The organism is Aliivibrio sifiae, assembly GCF_002954715.1.
In the GTDB taxonomy this organism is placed as follows: domain Bacteria; phylum Pseudomonadota; class Gammaproteobacteria; order Enterobacterales; family Vibrionaceae; genus Aliivibrio; species Aliivibrio sifiae.
Genome location: NZ_MSCP01000001.1, coordinates 2259495 through 2276193 on the forward strand (window position 1 = coordinate 2259495; position 16699 = coordinate 2276193).

General features: G+C 37.0%; 15 protein-coding genes. 4 read left to right on the top strand and 11 right to left on the bottom strand.

Going from position 1 to position 16699, the window contains the following annotated elements; translation table 11 throughout:
- Positions 1-8: 8 nt before the first annotated feature.
- The 10 genes from BTO23_RS10190 to csrD form a co-directional block, all read right to left on the bottom strand.
- Positions 9-461: a type IV pilus, mannose-sensitive hemagglutinin protein MshF gene (locus BTO23_RS10190; protein ID WP_245922093.1), complete on the bottom strand. Its 453-nt coding sequence runs from the start codon at positions 459-461 to the stop codon at positions 9-11.
- Complete coding sequence (locus tag BTO23_RS10195) at positions 461-1687, bottom strand: type II secretion system F family protein (RefSeq protein WP_105063432.1); 1227 nt, start codon at positions 1685-1687, stop codon at positions 461-463. Before BTO23_RS10195 ends, BTO23_RS10190 begins: the two co-directional genes overlap by 1 nt.
- Before the next feature lie 8 nt (positions 1688-1695).
- Entirely contained in the window at positions 1696-3420 is a 1725-nt protein-coding gene (locus BTO23_RS10200) for a GspE/PulE family protein (RefSeq protein ID WP_061004671.1), read from the bottom strand.
- A complete protein-coding gene (locus BTO23_RS10205; RefSeq protein WP_170066711.1) occupies positions 3420-4526 on the bottom strand; it encodes a tetratricopeptide repeat protein in 1107 nt (368 codons plus the stop codon). The genes BTO23_RS10200 and BTO23_RS10205 overlap by 1 nt, the downstream gene beginning before the upstream one ends.
- Positions 4523-5371: an ExeA family protein gene (locus BTO23_RS10210; protein ID WP_061030300.1), complete on the bottom strand. Its 849-nt coding sequence runs from the start codon at positions 5369-5371 to the stop codon at positions 4523-4525. Before BTO23_RS10210 ends, BTO23_RS10205 begins: the two co-directional genes overlap by 4 nt.
- 10 nt (positions 5372-5381) lie before the next feature.
- Positions 5382-7007 (bottom strand): pilus (MSHA type) biogenesis protein MshL, encoded by a 1626-nt coding sequence (mshL, locus tag BTO23_RS10215; RefSeq protein ID WP_060992557.1) that lies wholly within the window; start codon positions 7005-7007, stop codon positions 5382-5384.
- Positions 7008-7018: 11 nt separating this feature from the next.
- Positions 7019-7354 (bottom strand): type IV pilus, mannose-sensitive hemagglutinin D (MSHK), encoded by a 336-nt coding sequence (locus BTO23_RS10220; RefSeq protein WP_105063434.1) that lies wholly within the window; start codon positions 7352-7354, stop codon positions 7019-7021.
- Between the two features lie 2 nt (positions 7355-7356).
- A complete protein-coding gene (gene gspM / locus BTO23_RS10225) occupies positions 7357-7995 on the bottom strand; it encodes a type II secretion system protein GspM (RefSeq protein WP_060992559.1) in 639 nt (212 codons plus the stop codon).
- On the bottom strand, positions 7995-9452 hold the full coding sequence (locus BTO23_RS10230; RefSeq protein WP_061004675.1) for a hypothetical protein: 1458 nt from the start codon (positions 9450-9452) through the stop codon (positions 7995-7997). Before BTO23_RS10230 ends, gspM begins: the two co-directional genes overlap by 1 nt.
- A gap of 121 nt (positions 9453-9573) precedes the next feature.
- Entirely contained in the window at positions 9574-11553 is a 1980-nt protein-coding gene (csrD, locus tag BTO23_RS10235) for an RNase E specificity factor CsrD (protein WP_105063435.1), read from the bottom strand.
- Between the two features lie 201 nt (positions 11554-11754).
- On the opposite strand from csrD, the gene BTO23_RS10240 reads away from it, so the two are divergent.
- The gene (locus tag BTO23_RS10240; RefSeq protein WP_105063436.1) at positions 11755-12444 is read left to right on the top strand and encodes a hypothetical protein; all 690 of its coding nucleotides are present in this window, start codon (positions 11755-11757) and stop codon (positions 12442-12444) included.
- A gap of 105 nt (positions 12445-12549) precedes the next feature.
- On the opposite strand, the gene BTO23_RS10245 is transcribed toward BTO23_RS10240, so the two are convergent.
- On the bottom strand, positions 12550-13098 hold the full coding sequence (locus BTO23_RS10245; protein WP_061004679.1) for a single-stranded DNA-binding protein: 549 nt from the start codon (positions 13096-13098) through the stop codon (positions 12550-12552).
- Positions 13099-13408: 310 nt separating this feature from the next.
- Between BTO23_RS10245 and BTO23_RS10250 the strand changes: the two genes are divergently transcribed.
- Genes BTO23_RS10250 through BTO23_RS10260 form a run of 3 tightly spaced genes read left to right on the top strand, consistent with a single transcriptional unit; the run spans position 13409 to position 16697 of the window.
- Entirely contained in the window at positions 13409-14821 is a 1413-nt protein-coding gene (locus tag BTO23_RS10250; protein ID WP_060992564.1) for an undecaprenyl-phosphate glucose phosphotransferase, read from the top strand.
- A complete protein-coding gene (locus BTO23_RS10255) occupies positions 14805-16115 on the top strand; it encodes an outer membrane beta-barrel protein (protein WP_105063437.1) in 1311 nt (436 codons plus the stop codon). The genes BTO23_RS10250 and BTO23_RS10255 overlap by 17 nt, the downstream gene beginning before the upstream one ends.
- A complete protein-coding gene (locus BTO23_RS10260; RefSeq protein ID WP_060992566.1) occupies positions 16116-16697 on the top strand; it encodes a polysaccharide biosynthesis/export family protein in 582 nt (193 codons plus the stop codon).
- Positions 16698-16699 lie beyond the last annotated feature (2 nt).

Here is a 16699-nt window from a genome sequence, read left to right on the forward strand (position 1 = left end):
ATGCCAACTTAGTTTTCATTCAAAAAACCGACGTCAACTTTAAACACGCCATTTACCAACATTACAGAAACAATTTTACCATTCGATATACCATACTCACAACCATACTGAACCACTTTTGCTTTTTTTTTCGTCACATGAATCGCTTCTGTATAAATTTTCTGTTTTTCTGGTAATAAAAGGTGTAGCCACTTTTGACAATTTAACTCTTTATCATCAAGAGTCAGTGGCCAGCCTAATTTGGTAAATGTTACTTCTATTCCGTCTTTAACAATAACGTTAGGTTGCCCATTTACAACCCAATAATTTTTAAATTCATTAGCTGAAGATAATATTTCTCGGCTACTCATTAATAACGCAGTATCTTCTACTTCAGGCTCAATTCTATCCCATTGATATAAAATAACCGCGAGAAATACAATAACAAGCCCACCCCATATAAACCGGGTTGTTGACATCATTACGACCCTTTTACTACATCTAACATATTCCACATTGGTAAGAAAATACCTAATGCTAATATCAAAACCATTCCTGAAACAATAACCAATAACAGAGGTTCAATCCTTGCTGTTAATGTCTTTAAGTCATAATCAACTTCACGGTCATAAAAATCTGAAACTTCTAATAATAAGTCATCTATTTGTCCCGTCTCTTCACCAACGGCTATCATTTGTTGAACTAAGGCCGTGAAAATACCACTCTGAGCTGCTGTTGCTGACATACTAGTGCCTGATTCAATCCCATTTTTCATTTCAAGCAATCTATTCTCTAGGTATTTATTCTCTAAAGATTCGGCAGAAAGCGCGAGTGATTGGTTAAGTGGTACGCCTGATTTTAACATCAAAGCAAACGTTCTTGAGAAACGAGACATCTGAGCTCGAGTTACAATATCACCAACAATAGGTAACCGCAGACGACACTTATCCCAAGTTTCTCTTCCTTTTGGCTGGCCAATCCACGCTTGAAACGCAAACAACGCAGCAGCCATTCCTGCGATTAAAAAATGCCAATAATTAACGAAGAAACTAGAGGTCGTAATTAAGATCCGTGTTGGTAATGGTAAATCAACGCCAAAGCGAGAAAACATACTCGCAAACTGAGGGATAACCTTAATATTCAATACAAACATCGCAAGTAAAATAAACGTTAATACAAATATCGGATATCGCATCGCCGATTTAATTCGTTTACGAGTTTCCATCTCTTGTTCGTAATAGTTAGCCAATTGCATTAATACAAGATCCAATCGACCGGTATTCTCACCAACATGTATCATTGATACAAACAAAGAGCTAAATACATTAGGGTGCTGTTGCATTGATACCGATAAACTACGACCATTCGTTAAATCAGCAGTCACCTCTTCCAATGCATTTTTTAATAATTTGTTATTACTATTCTGTGATAATCCATTCATCGCTCGTAATAAAGGAACTCCAGCTTTAGTTAGGCTGTACATTTGGCGACAAAAAATAACGAGCACTTCTAAAGGGATCGTTGGCTGAAACCACTTCTTCCAGTCAGTTGCACTTGAGTTCCCACCAAATTTACTCGCTCGAATTGAGGTAGGTATCACGCCATCATTCATGAGTTGCTCAGCCGCCATTTCTTGCGATGTTGACTCGATAGACCCTGAGACTTGTTCACCACGGCTATTACGTCCGCTATATTTAAATATTGCCATGCTAATGCCTACATCAATATTGGTTGATGAGAAGCCGCATTATCGCCTTCGCCCAATACCATTACTTCATCAAGACTGATAATCCCATTCATAGCAAGCTCCATTGCTGACGCTAACAGTGGCTTATAATCTGGGTTTTGACGGGCTTTTTGTGAGAATCCAACCGCATCATTTGCTCTTAATGAATCCATCATTGGTTGATCTAATTCTAACAACTCAAACACACCAATACGCCCACGATATCCAGTTAGGTTACAACTTTGACAACCATAGCCTCGTTGAAAAGGTACGGATACTTGATTAGGAAAACGAGTTTGTACCCATTGCTTACGAGGCTCATCAAGCGTATCAACACCAGAACATTCTGGGCACACTTTTTTAACCAATCGTTGTGCTAATACAGCACGAACAGCACTGGCAACAAGATAACCAGGAGCACCCATATCCATCATTCGTAATGCACTATCTATCGAATCATTCGTATGTAAGGTAGATAACACCAAGTGGCCCGTTAATGCGGCACGTAACCCGATCTCTACCGTTTCCTGATCTCGCATCTCACCAATCAAAATAATATCTGGATCTTGACGGAGGAAGGTTCTTAATATTTTTGAAAACGTTAAATCAATTTTACTGTTTACTTGCACCTGATTAATTCGAGGCAAGCGATATTCCACAGGATCTTCAGCAGTAATGATCTTCTTACTTGGTGTGTTTAGCTCACTAAGTGCACCATATAATGTGGTTGTTTTACCGGAGCCAGTTGGCCCTGTAACTAAAATCATCCCATGAGGGCGACGTAATTGTTTGCGTAGACGAACCAAAAGGTGATCTGGCAAACCAGAATATTCTAACTCACGAAGTCCTGACGTTTGATTTAGCAAACGCATTACCACTGATTCACCATATTGCACAGGCATTGTCGATAAACGAATATCAACCGATTGACCACGAGACTTAATATTAAAACGTCCATCTTGAGGTAAACGTTTTTCTGAAATATCCAAATTCGCCATCAACTTCAAACGAAGCACTAACGCCGATGCAATATTAACTTCATTTAGTAACGTTTCATGCAGCACACCATCAATACGTTGACGCAGACGCAGTACTTTATCATCAGGTTCAATATGGATATCAGACGCACCAACTTGAATCGCATCTTCAAATAGAGAGTTAATAAGTTTTACAACCGTAACTTCATCATTATCACTATCTGAAATGCCAAAATTAAAATCATTGCTGTCTTGATGTTCTGATTGCAACTGCTCTGCAAAAGAGGCTATCTCTTTGGTACGACGATAAAAGCGATCAAAGCTATCGACCAATTGTCTTTCTGAGGCGATTACCATTTCAATTTGATATTGCTGCAATTGAGAAAACAGCGCTTCTTGAGCGGAGAGATCGGCAGGATCACTCATCGCTACTCGAATGGTATTTCCTTGCTGGCTCAACACTAAAGCTCGCAATCGTCTAGCATGAACTTCAGGTAACAAATGTACTGCCGCAGCATCAATATCCGCTCGATTCAAATCGACTAAAGGCACATCTAATTGCTGAGATAAAAAAGTTAGCATTTGTTTTTCAGACAAGAAACCTAACTGAATTAAAGTTCCACCTAACTTTCGACCTGTTTTTTTCTGTGCTAATAGCGCTTGTTCAATTTGTTCTTCAGTGACAATGTTTTCTTCGACTAATAAATCACCAAGTCTTTTTCTTAACTTAAGACGCATTATTCATTTCCCTTCATTGTCGCTAATAGTTTTATTCGGTCTCTTACAAAAACCAAAGAAGAACGAGATAACCCAGGTTTAATTAACGCGGTTTGATAAATCTCATACGCTTGCTCTGTTTTCGCTTCTCTTTCATACACAATAGCTAAGCCTAGCCACCAACGACCATTATCTGGCTCTTTTTTTACTAACATTTGATAGCTTTCATTTGCTAAATCCATCAATTTTAGTTTTTGAGCCAAACCACCACGAGTCGCTAAATAATCCACACTAGCGTCTAAAGGAATATACTCGAGTACCGATAATGCAGCCTCTGGTTGCTCTTCTTTTTGCAATAAACTGGCTAAAGCTAAACGTAAATTAACACTATCGTGATCGAGTTTAATTCCTTGCTGTAAGATTGCAGCAGCTTCTGTTACATCACGCTTTCCATAAAGTAATGCCGCTAATTTCTTACGCGACTCTTCATCACTCGATTGATACTTTAAGACGGTATAATATTCTTTTGTCGCTTCTTTAAAATCAGATCTATCTAGGGCTTTTTGGGCTGCATCACGACTTTTTTGAGCTAAATCAGAAGGCAGTAACTCAACCTCTTCAACTTGAAACTCTTGGCTTGCCTCTTCACGGGGAGTCTTAGGTATTACCGAAGATTGCTTCGTTGCAGGTAGATCAACATTTGTATTCTCGGCAATGACCATTGATGATTTGATTGTCTTGACCGCTTCTTGCTCAGGGCGACTTTTACTCACCATTGGTAACTTGTCATTCTTATCGCTATAAATTGCACTCACTTCTTTTATTGCACTTTTCTGTGTTGGCGAATTAGCTAAAGATAATGGAGATACTGAGGCCATATCTACTTTTGAAAGTGCAGGCAACGGTAACTCCTCCCCCGTAGCAAGTGCAGGAGTTACCTCAATTGAATTATTTAACGTAGCCCAACCAATAAGGGATAATGAGCTAACAACACCAATCGCAAAAAAGAACGAAGCTTTAAATTTCGATTCTATATTTGGTACATTTGCTGGAGAAATACTCTTTTTAGACCCCGCGCCAGTGTCTTTCTTTGTAATATTGAGTAAGGCTTTATTCGTTGCACTCACGATGCTCTCCAACCCCAAAACCTGGGAAAGTAATACTTAGGCTTAATAGTGTCGGTTGTATCTAAAATCGCATTGAATACTGATTTCGAGGACACCATTTCTAACTGTTCTGAAAAAGAAATAAGTAGCGATTTATGACATATTTGATTAATAAGTCTTGGTACGCCGCCACTTGCTCGCCAAATCGCCTTCATTTGATAAAGTGAAAATGGGTTACTTAAACAACCAGAGCCCACCATTCGATAATCAATATAAGCTACTGTTTCACTGACATTTAATGGGCGTAACATTGCAGAAAACGTAATTCGCTGCCTTAATTGGCGCAAATGATATTGTGTTAATCGCTCATCCAATTCTGGTTGTCCAAACAGAACAATCTGCAATAATTTGCAATAATCCGTTTCTAAATTACCGAAGAGACGTAATGTTTCTAATGCCTCATCAGACAATGCTTGTGCTTCATCAATAAAAACGACGGCTGTTTTACCTTCCGCATGTAAATCAATCAATTTTTCATGAATACGGTCAGTTAACGCAATACCATCGCCATCTTGGTCAAGCCAAAGCTCTTTTGCTAATGCTTGTCTTAACTCGTATCCATTCATTACTGGGTTAGGTAAGTAAAGTAATTCAACATTAGGCGGTAATTGGCTCATTAGCATTCTGCAGACAAGTGTTTTTCCAGTTCCTATCTCCCCAGTAACCTTAATGACACCTTCTCCCATGGCAATTGCAGACAATACTGTCTGAATTGCCTCATAATGAGGCAATAATCCATGAAAAAGAGAAGTATTTGGCGTTAAAGTAAAAGGAAGTTGCTTTAGACCAAAATGTTGCTCATACATAATTTAACGATTACTCGTCAGGGAACCACTCTTGTAATAAATCACGAGATCGCTCCAATTCCTCTTGCCATGTATCAACACCAACAACCGTTGGTTTTAACAATATGACCAATTCTGTCTTCTGGGTTAATTTGCTTACATTGCGGAATAAGTGCCCTAAAGCAGGAAGATCACCTAAAAATGGAACTTTTGAAACTTGGTCTACGGTTTGTGATTTCATCAAACCACCAATAACTACCACATCACCACTTTTCGCTCGAATAACTGAATCAGATTCGCGAATTGAACTTTTCGCTAATGGAAGCTCTAAAATCCCAACATTTTCACCTAAGTTAATCTCTTTTATTTCGTTTTCCACATCAATAACTGACGGATGCACATGCAGCATCACATTGCCTTTATCATCAATTTGTGGCGTTACGTCGAGGGAAATGCCAGAGAAAAATGGCGTTAAAGTGACTTCTGGTGAAGCATTTGCATTATCGCCATTACCAATAACACTCGATACATCAGTGACGTAGTATTCATCACGACCAACTTTAATTACCGCTTTTTGATTATTAGCAGCGGTGACTCGAGGACTTGAAAGTACGTTTAAATCACCTTGAGTGTCCATAAAACTGAGAACCGCTTTAAAGTTACCATCAGAAACCGTAACGTTTGTTTGTCCACCCAATAAAGTTCCAATGGTATCCATTCCTGGTAATACTGTTGAACTGGCTAACTTATCAACCACTACATCAGTCCCACCAATAGAAGCCGTTAAATTAGACCAATTGATGCCTTGTTGATAACCATCACTCAGCGTCACTTCTAGTAACTTAGCTTCTAAAATAACTTGTCGTTGCAAACGCTTATGAGACGTACCCAAAAATTGTTTAACTTTGCGTAACTCATCAGGAGAAGCCGTAATAGTAATCACACCCGCTTGTGGTGAAGCTACAACACTTCGTCCAGAACCATTTCCAATCATCACAGAAACGGCTTTCTCTAATTCTTTCCAGAAATCACTTTCACTGGTGGTTTCAATTTCCGTTCCACCAGTAGCGGATGAAGACGAAGACGAGCTACTATTCGAATTTGAATTATCACTACTGTTCGAATTGCTATCAGAATTTGTAATTGAACCTGTAGTGATCGTAGTTAACGATCGACCTTTACGAGTTAATTGTAAGTAATCGATAGGGATCGTTTCAGTTCTAATCGTCGCTGGATAAATTTGTAGTATTTTACCTGACTTGACGATTTCATAACCGTATAAATCTTCAACAGAAGACAGCACTTCATCCAATGTCACATCATTAACATTCATCGTTATGCGTCCTGAAACGTCAGGGTGAATAACGACACTGTACTCCGTACCTTTGACTAAACTGGTGAAGAAAGCTTTAGCATTAACTCCATTCGCTTTCACTCTAAAACGTTTAACAGGTTTATCAACTTCAACATTTGGTGAGCTTAAATCAGGCATTAAATCAGCCTGAACCGATGCAGGTAAGTCAGTTAATAATTGACCGCCATTTTCATTAATCGATTTATCTAAGGTCTGTTTAATTTCAACAGGATCACGGTGGCCCATTGAGCAACCCGTTAATGACGCTACCATGAATCCAATGATGACATTACGTACTTTCATTACTGCTAACCTTAATTCTTAATATCTTGTGAAAATAGGGAAAGTTGCCATTTCTTACCAGAACGACCAATCGAAACGCTTTCCTCATTAATAGCTAATAAGGTATAGCCTGATATTTTGTCACCTTTATTCATCGATTTATCATCTAACACTGCATTACAATCAGATTCACCATTACAGCTGATTGCTTGTAAAGAGGGGAAATATTGACGTTTTTTTATTACTTTCTTTTTAACTGGTTCAGGTTTAAACCAACTTAATGGCTCTGTAGGATCGTGTCCAACCACGGCTTCTGACGCACTAATAGATGCCGAGAACAACACGACCATTAAAAATAAATGCTTCATATTTAACCGCCAATAAACCCTTTACTAGATCCTAGTGTATATACCTCAATAGTTAACTCTGCTACTGGATATTCAGTTACTTGGTAGCGAAAATTTCGCCAATAATATTTCACAGGCAAGGCTTCTAAATTAGAAAGGTATGTTTCTATATCAAAATAATTACCCGATAAAATCAATTTAACCGGATGAATGTAATAACCTGCGTTATTGTTTTCATCTAATAGCCTTTCTGAAGGCAAGGTAATCATTGATTTTAATGTTAGTTTTGATGACTTCTGTAGCACTGTCTCTAGCAGTTGAGCCATTTGACTCGGTGAAACTAAAGCGGCAACTCGAGTTGATAGTAATTGTGCCAAATCTTGGCTATCAAGGGTCAATTCCTGATATTGCTTATCAATCGCTACATTTGGATCTTTTTGCAATCTAAACTGCGCTAATTCGATTTGTTGCTTCAAAGACGTAATTGAACTCGTTAAACGATTTACCTCTCGTTGAGCCTGCTGATGTTGTTCTATTTTCGGTTCAATAATAACAGTCAATGAAATAAAAATTACCGCGACCCAACCAACCAGAGTAATTAATATTTTCTCTCGTTGTGATAATGCAGAAAATGCCTCTTTGGCTTTAGTCCAATATTCCATTACTTATCCTCTGCTGTCTTAGTGTTTAAAATAAACGACACCAGCCCTTCCTCATCTGTTTTGATTTCTAACTGATCGAATGTACGACCAACTAAATGTAATTCATTTTCAAAGCTCTTAATCCAATTAGGAACAACATCAGGAGTACGTGCAAATCCTGTAAAGTTAACATCATCACCTGAAATATAGATCTTAGTAAGAGAGATATTTCCTTTACCTAATTGAGTTAAGCTACTCATCACACCGGAATAACCAATCTGCATACCTTCATCAAAATTATCGATGACTTTTAATGAGGCTTTTTTAGATTGAATATCTTCTTGCAAACGCTTAATTGCAGCTAATTTAGCTGCCGAGGGTTTATGACTTTCTAACTTTTTATTTAACGCAGATAACTCTTCTCTGTAACCTCTTTCTTCTGAGGTCAATTGAGATATATGATTGTCTAATTGATTTATTTGCCATTGATAATAGCCAAGAAATAGACCTGAAAAAATAAGACCTATGCCCCAACTAATAACTACATTCTGTAATGAAAAATAGTCAACTTGAGGTTTTAACCTATCATTATATAAATTAATATTTGGTTGATTAAATAGGCCAAGCCAACTTAATAATTCACCAGCACGAAATACTCTAGGATCTTCAAGTAATAAAGAGGCAACTTGAACCCCTAATCGTTTCTGTAGTTCTGAAACAAGAAGTGAGTCGTCTTCATTATCACAACGAACATATAAATGATTAATATTAAGACCATGCAATTGAGCACTTAAATAATCTAATGAACGCTGTAACTCTAGAGCTAGGCTATCAAACTGGAAGCTATTTGCTAAATCCCCCGTTAACGGCGGCATAATTCCACGTAAAGAACGGTTAAGATATAAACGCTCTTCATTAAACGCTAATAACTTAAATTCTGCGCCTTTACTGTATGTAAGTAACATAAAGCTACTTTCATCTTTTTTAGAATGACTCCACACCAATTCATCTGGTGTGATATTACCGACTTGAACAGAAAAAGACTGTAATAAATCAATCAGTGTTTTAATTATCACTAATTGAGAAATATACACCTGCATTTTACCATTCGATGTTTCGACACCATCAGCAACAATATCAGCAACACGATCTGAAATAAGGTCTTTAACTAAGAAAGGTAATGCGCCTGTTAATTCTTCTTTAGGTAAATTAGGGTTATCAATTTGAAAGGATTGATATAGATGAGAACCGATAACAATATTTACTTTGCAATCAGAAAGACCTGTTTTTTGGCAAGCCTCAAGAAGTCCTTCTTTCCATGCATTAGAGTGCTCTAGTGGCGTGAAATGTTGTTCTTTAAGTTCATCATTACCATCACTTTTGGCAACATAGATACCGCCTTGCAATATCACAATCGATGTCGTGACTTTCACTGAACGAGAGAGTTTCAGTTTGTTAAATGCGTCCATCATATTCATTTATTGTTCGATTCTCTTCTCTTACTTTATTTACAGCACTCTCAAAAGAAGTACACTTTACACAATAATACAACATTCTGTTCTTTTCGGGTATGGGATTATCTATAAAATGAGAGACATTCTACTTGCCCCAACGATTTCGCCTCTTTGGAATTGATATTTTTTCTTGACGATGAAATAACGCGGTTTCTGATTCAAAAATACGGCCCTGACCGCCCTCTACACCTAGCTCTTTCAACAATTTAAGTTCTTTTTCATTTTCAATCCCCACAGCAAGAACTTCCGCCCCAGTGTTTTCACATGCGCCTAATAGGCTACGTACAAACAATTGGTTTTCATAACGCTGATGAATGTCCTTCATTAAACTACGATGAAGTTTAATGTAATCAACATTTAAATCTTTAATATAATGAGTACTTACAATGGTTCTACCTGCTTGTTCTACAACTAATTGGCAACCAAAACTTTTTAATAATCTTGCAATTGGTCTAACTGCATCTAAATAAGTTACAACCTGCCCCTCGACTAACTCAAAACTTAAACGTTTAAGTTGAGCTCTTGGCGTTTGTAATAAGCGATTCCTTAGTTGTCGTATAAACGCGGGGGTTTGTAAGCTCTTTACTTGTAAGTGTACTGAAAACATATATTGAGAGAAGTCAGGATCACTTAATAAAGGAAATACTTGTTTCAATACCGCACTATCCAGTTTTATTTGGTAGCCGACTTGCTTAATTGCAGGTAAGAATCGGGACGCTTTTATCTGCACACCATTTTCATCCCTAATACGAGAAAATATTTCTAAATGAAGTAGCTCAAGTTCATTACCTTTAAATAAAAACGTAGATTGCTTATAAAGGAGTAATTGCTCTTGCTCAAAAATAGCATCAAATAGCGTTCTCCAACGAACACTACCCAAACTTTCAGTAAGCTGTTGTTGTTTTTTAAATAAAGACCAGCTGTTATTGTTTTGCAATAACGCACTACGATGAGCCATATCAAGCTCATCCATTAGACGGCCTCGACCTTCGCCACTGACATACATATTGACACCAATATGACACCAATTATCACAATTCAAACTCTTAGGTGGGATTATTTTCTCTACTACTTTTAAACACTGAGACGCTATTATTTTTGCTTCTTTTAATGATTGTTGAGGAATAAGCAAAGCAAAATCAGAATGATAATAGCGAGAAAGAACACCGTCACTATAACGCTGAATTATATTATTTAGTTGCTTACCAATCTCAACAATAAAATCATCAGCGACAACCTTTCCTTGCTCTTCAATTAAATCATCCCAACCATTAATACGTAACAGTAAAAGAACCCCTTGGCTTTGAGATTCTTGTAAAGTTGACTCTAATTTACTGTCAAATAAAACTCGATTGGCAGAACCCGTTAGTTTATCTAAAAAAGTATGTGTACGTATAAACGTATCAAAACGGCTACGTTCTTTACGTGCATCTTTTAACTCTGTAATTACCGAATCTAACGCCAAACTAGCCGTTGCTGGCCATTCTTCTTCACTCCCCACAGAGTAATCATCTAACCTTCCTGCAAGTAGCATTCTCCCACGCTCTTCTAATAATTCAGAACCATAAAGCTGCTTCCTTAGCCAAACTACGCCCCATAATAATGAAACGATGATAACGGCAATTGCCGCAGTGATAGAAAATAAAGCACCTAGAGAGTAAGTAAATGCGCTGTAGGGGGGGATAGACTTAAAGGTAATTGAATAACCTTTATTTATTTGAAGAGGTAATGTTTTTTGATATAGAAGAGTATCATCCGGCATCACTGATAATGTTTGAAATGAATAGACAGGACCAGTAGGAGAAGATAACTCCATACTCACAACACTGCTCGCTTTAAGTAATTTTGGTAGCCACTTTGCCATTGACTTAGCTTCTTCTGGAGCAAGGAGCTCTTCATCAACAACGTTAACCACACCAGCAAGATAATGCTCAAGGTATTCATTACCTATTTGCTTAAAAGAGATAGCACCACCAATAAATAAAATAAATATAGCGGCAGAAACCATCAAAGTAACAAATGATATAAGGCGATTACTTAAACGTAAGCTGGGCGTTTTTCTCATTAAGCTCTTCTTCCTTGAAGCAAATAGATTATAAATCGTAATACAGCTGAAAATATATTTTTTAGAGCTATCTCTAAATACGTATTAGATATAATACAAACATTTCACTCATATCTCTATACAATGACAGTCGTTAACAATAAGGAGATCAAATAAATATCATGGATATGATGCCAAGACTTCCCATTCGAAGGTAAATGCATGAATATCGAACTCAATTCAAAACAATTATTACTCTTTTTTATTTCTATCATCACATTAATATTCATAGCTAATTGCTTTGCTGTCTTTTCTGAGCATTTTTTAAATTATGCTCATATGAAAACGGTCATTCGACTATTTAATGTTGATAAAGAAATGAATATACCGACTCTTTATTCTTCTTGTACGATGATAATCGCTAGCCTTTTGCTAGGGCTCATTGCACGCATACATTTCAAAAAACACGAAGCTTATTTTTCCTGGGCTGGGTTAAGTTTCATATTTCTATTTCTTGCATTAGACGAAATGGCTGAACTGCACGAAATGCTCGTCGGACCGGTTCGTCACTCTTTAAACACAACAGGAATACTCTATTTTGCTTGGGTTATTCCTTACGCTGCATTACTCGCTCTCTTTGGCCTAGCTTACTGTAAGTTTCTATTTAGATTACCAAAGCAAACTCGAAATTTATTAATATTATCAGGTATAACCTATGTCTCTGGCGCCTTAGTTCTTGAGCTTATAGGAGGTAAAATCGCAGAACAATATGGAACAAATGCGTTAATTTATGCCGTTAGCTACAGTATTGAAGAAATATTAGAAATGCTAGGGATCGCTTTTTTGATTTATACAGCAACAACTTATATTGGTAATCAGTTCCCAAACTTAACATTAAAGATTAAAGATTAACGCATAAATAACAATTATATTTTTAGTGTAAATACAAAAAAACCTCGATAATTCGAGGTTTTTTTTCATAATGATAACGACTTAAATTCTTAAAGGGCAATCGCCTTAGAACGGGATATCATCATCAAAATCCATTGGTGGCTCATTATATTGAGGCTGAGCTGCCTGTGGTGCTTGTTGTTGAGGTGCTTGTTGCTGTTGCTGCTGAGGTGCAAAGTTATTTTGCTGAGCAGGCTGTTGAGGTTGACCCCAATTACCTTGCTGTTGCTGTTGTTGTTGACCGCCAGCAGGAGCACCCTGACCACGACCGCCAAGCATTTGCATTACACCATTAAAGCCTTGAACAACCACTTCTGTTGTAAAACGGTCTTGACCATTTTGGTCTTGCCATTTACGAGTCTGAAGTTGACCTTCAACGTAAACTTGAGAACCTTTACGTAGATATTCACCTGCAACTTCAGCCAACTTACCAAACAAAGACACACGGTGCCATTCTGTTTTTTCACGTTGTTCGCCAGTTGCTTTGTCACGCCATGATTCAGACGTTGCAATTGTAATGTTTGCTACCGCACCGCCACTTGGCATGTAACGGATTTCAGGATCTTGCCCTAAGTTACCAACAAGAATAACTTTATTAATACCACGGCTGGCCATAGTTTGCTCCAGAGATTAGGGGTAAACATTGATGTCACCCGGTTATATATACAGTAGTCCTCAGTCTAACACGTTCATAGTAATATCTGATAGCCCTAAACTTGGGATCCGTTTCATAACGTCCTAAAATAGAGAATAGTTGAACACTAACTTTATGACTTTTTTATGATAAAAAATTGAAACCAAAAAAATAATGTGACATCAGCGACAAATAAAAGATATACAATGTCATTTTTTTGACGGAAAATTAACTTAGCACAAACTTGTATCCCATATAATAACAATACTGACCTTAAATACGTGGAGCGATATGAAACAGCAAAATTTACAAGTGATAAATAATAGCTATCGCACCCTGACCAAGGTTTTTGACTTCATTGTTATAAATTCGGCACTCACTTTCATACTTTCCTTACATGGTTTCTCTGAAACAGCGATTGATTTATCTGCAGGTTTACTATTTTCAACCATTTATCTACTGATAAGTGAATACCTAGGCTTATACTTAATAGATACAAAAAAACATCTTGTGAAATATCTTTTAAAGTCACTATTTTCTTTAAGTCTATCTATAACTGTTTTCTCTATGCTTAAATTACGTCTTTTAGATTTAGAAGGCATTGAGATAAGTAATTTATCTTTTAGTATTTATAGTCAGCTATATCTTGTTGCATTTACTATCATTGCCTTAGCTCGAGTTATTTGTACTTTCTCACATCAAAAATTTATTCTGCCTAATATGAAAGTAAGAAATATTGCTATCATAGGGCTAACTCCGGCAGGTCTTTCTATTGAGAAAGCCCTCATCGAAAAATATAAAAATCAGAAAGTAAATATCGAGTTTTATGATGATCGTTCAAATGAGCGCTTCAGTTATGTCGCGAAAAGCCCCTACATTGGTACCGTGTCTGTAGTAATAGATAAAGTTAAAACTGGTGAAATTGACGATGTCTACATCGCTCTTCCTATGGTGGCAAAAGACAGAATTAAAAACGCAATACTTCAGTTATCTAATTCTACCGTTGATGCTTATATTGTTCCTGACCTATACACTTATAAACTGAGTGTATCTCAAATAGCTCGAATCGGTAACGTTCATACATTCAGCATTTTTAGCTCTCCATTTGAAGGCCTAGGTGCATTAACAAAACGCATCGAAGATATCGTTATTGGCTCTCTTATTACATTACTTATATTACCCGTTTTGTGTCTTGTCGCTCTTGGAGTCAAATTAAGTTCTCCTGGTCCTATTTTATTTAAACAGGATCGTTACGGATTAGGCGGAAAAAAAATTAAAGTATGGAAATTCCGCTCAATGAAAGTAATGGAAAACTCAGATATTGTTACTCAAGCAACGAAAAATGATCCACGAGTCACCCGATTTGGTAGTTTTATTCGTCGTACCTCATTAGATGAACTGCCTCAATTTATTAATGTATTACAGGGAAGCATGTCGATTGTGGGCCCAAGACCTCATGCCGTTGCTCACAATGAGGAATACCGAGTTTTAGTCGATAACTACATGGTAAGACATAAAATTAAACCAGGGATCACAGGATTAGCTCAAATAAATGGCTATCGTGGAGAGACTGACACCTTAAATAAAATGGAAAAACGCGTTGAGTACGATATTAAATATCTTCAGCACTGGTCTTTATCAATGGACATAAAAATCATTTTTTTAACTGTATTTAAAGGTTTTGTAAGTGACACTGCGTACTAAAACAGCACTCGCATCAAACTTAATACTGCTCGGTTTTTCCTTACTGAGTGGCTCTGCTTACGCCTATTTAACACCAAAACCACATATTGGCCCTGCTGGTCTTGAGTTCCAAAGCAATGTCGATATTGATTATGGTTATGATGACAATGTAAATTTTCAATCTGAAAAAACACCAAATGTAACGTCAGATTTTTTCAACCTCAAACCTTTTTTAAAATTAGAAGGTAAGCACAATGCTGACGTTTATACGATTGAATATTTAGGTGATTATCGCCAATACCAAGAAGATGTCACCTCAGATAATTACGATGACCATACAGTAAGATTTATTGGAGCATGGAAAAAAGGCCTTAATAATGACTTATTATTTACGATAGAAAATGTTTTAGGTCATGAAAATAGAGGGGAAGGTCTTACCGATGGATTATCTGCCCAGCAATTTCAAAAGTACGGTATCGACGATGTATTAAAAACAAATATGTTTAATACTGAATTGCGCTACAGCATTGATAAACAAGATAGCATTGGAAAGTTAAGTTTTGCAGCTCAATACAAAGAATTAAATTATGATGATAAAGAGTCTGATGATATCCACAAGCATAATTTTAACCAATACATAAAAGATCAAAATTGGAGCCAAACCACCTTTACTATAGAGTTATTTGATCAAGCCTCAAGTCGTACTCGATTTCGTTACTCAATTATCAGTAATTTAAGAGACTACGAAGAGGACAGTCAAAAAAATACCAATGAAACCTTTTTTGTTGCAGGTATAAAAACTCAGCAAACAGGAAAAACCACAATTGATGCAAATATTGCATGGTTATATAAAACCTTTCCAAATCAATCAGACTCTCAAGATTTTGGAGGGCTAAATTGGGATATTGATGTCGCTTGGAGCCCAGTAAGGTACTCAACCTTCCATTTATTTACAGATCAAAGCGTAGAAGACCCTACAGAGGTTGGGGGATACGTTTTAAATACCAAATATGGGACACGTTGGGAACATTTTTGGTGGTCTAATAGATTTTCTAGTGAATTAGGCTTTAATTACGAAACAAGTGCAGATAAAGAAAAAAATGATGGTAAAACAACAACAACGACAGATGCGACAGCAAAGCTAATATATAAATTCAGACCATCGATTATATTCGAATTAAGTTATCAACAAATCATCGACTCGTCAGATAAAGAATTTGATGATTTCACAATCAATAACTCAGCAGAAACGGTTATCCAAACATTAGGTTATGACAAATCCATTATTATGTTTACAACTAAGGTGCAAATTTAGATGAAACACTTCTTTATATCTTTTTGCTTATTCATCTCGGTGTTTTCTCACGCTTATGCCTCCGAGACTCCGTCAACAACAAACGCCGAGCCTAAGCAATCTGAAGCTCCCCTTCTAAAAGACGATTTAGGCTACGTATTGGGGGCCGGTGACAGCATTCAAATATCTGTATTTAAAGAGCCAGAAATGACGTTGCGCTTAAAAATTCATCGTGGTGGTTTTGTTAACTTTCCTTATCTTGGTGATGTCCAATTATTAGGCAGAACTCCTGCACAAGTAGAACAAGATATTGAAAATAAGTTAGCTGACGGATATATCGTTCAACCAATGGTTACCGTTAGTATCGAAGCATTTCGAAAGTTCTTTATCAGTGGTGAGGTAGCTAACCCTAATGGGTACGAATTTCAACCGGGGTTAACGGTTGAACAAGCAATAGCAATGGCTGGAGGGTTTACTGATCGTTCAGATAGAGATGGTATTAACATCCGCCTTGCTGCTACAAACGAATTAATTGAAGATGTGGGTCCAACCTATCCAGTAGGTCCGGGCGATGTAGTTATTATTGAGCAGAGTTTTTTCTAAAT

Bases quoted from the DNA above. Each gene is read 5' to 3' on its own strand.
- BTO23_RS10240 (WP_105063436.1), top strand. From the start codon at position 11,755: ATGAATATCGAACTCAATTCAAAACAATTATTACTCTTTTTTATTTCT.
- BTO23_RS10245 (WP_061004679.1), bottom strand. From the start codon at position 13,098: ATGGCCAGCCGTGGTATTAATAAAGTTATTCTTGTTGGTAACTTAGGG.
- BTO23_RS10260 (WP_060992566.1), top strand. From the start codon at position 16,116: ATGAAACACTTCTTTATATCTTTTTGCTTATTCATCTCGGTGTTTTCT.
- BTO23_RS10190 (WP_245922093.1), bottom strand. From the start codon at position 461: ATGATGTCAACAACCCGGTTTATATGGGGTGGGCTTGTTATTGTATTT.
- BTO23_RS10230 (WP_061004675.1), bottom strand. From the start codon at position 9,452: ATGAATATGATGGACGCATTTAACAAACTGAAACTCTCTCGTTCAGTG.
- mshL (WP_060992557.1), bottom strand. From the start codon at position 7,007: ATGAAAGTACGTAATGTCATCATTGGATTCATGGTAGCGTCATTAACG.
- BTO23_RS10220 (WP_105063434.1), bottom strand. From the start codon at position 7,354: ATGAAGCATTTATTTTTAATGGTCGTGTTGTTCTCGGCATCTATTAGT.
- BTO23_RS10195 (WP_105063432.1), bottom strand. From the start codon at position 1,687: ATGGCAATATTTAAATATAGCGGACGTAATAGCCGTGGTGAACAAGTC.
- gspM (WP_060992559.1), bottom strand. From the start codon at position 7,995: ATGGAATATTGGACTAAAGCCAAAGAGGCATTTTCTGCATTATCACAA.
- BTO23_RS10200 (WP_061004671.1), bottom strand. From the start codon at position 3,420: ATGCGTCTTAAGTTAAGAAAAAGACTTGGTGATTTATTAGTCGAAGAA.
- csrD (WP_105063435.1), bottom strand. From the start codon at position 11,553: ATGAGAAAAACGCCCAGCTTACGTTTAAGTAATCGCCTTATATCATTT.
- BTO23_RS10250 (WP_060992564.1), top strand. From the start codon at position 13,409: ATGAAACAGCAAAATTTACAAGTGATAAATAATAGCTATCGCACCCTG.
- BTO23_RS10210 (WP_061030300.1), bottom strand. From the start codon at position 5,371: ATGTATGAGCAACATTTTGGTCTAAAGCAACTTCCTTTTACTTTAACG.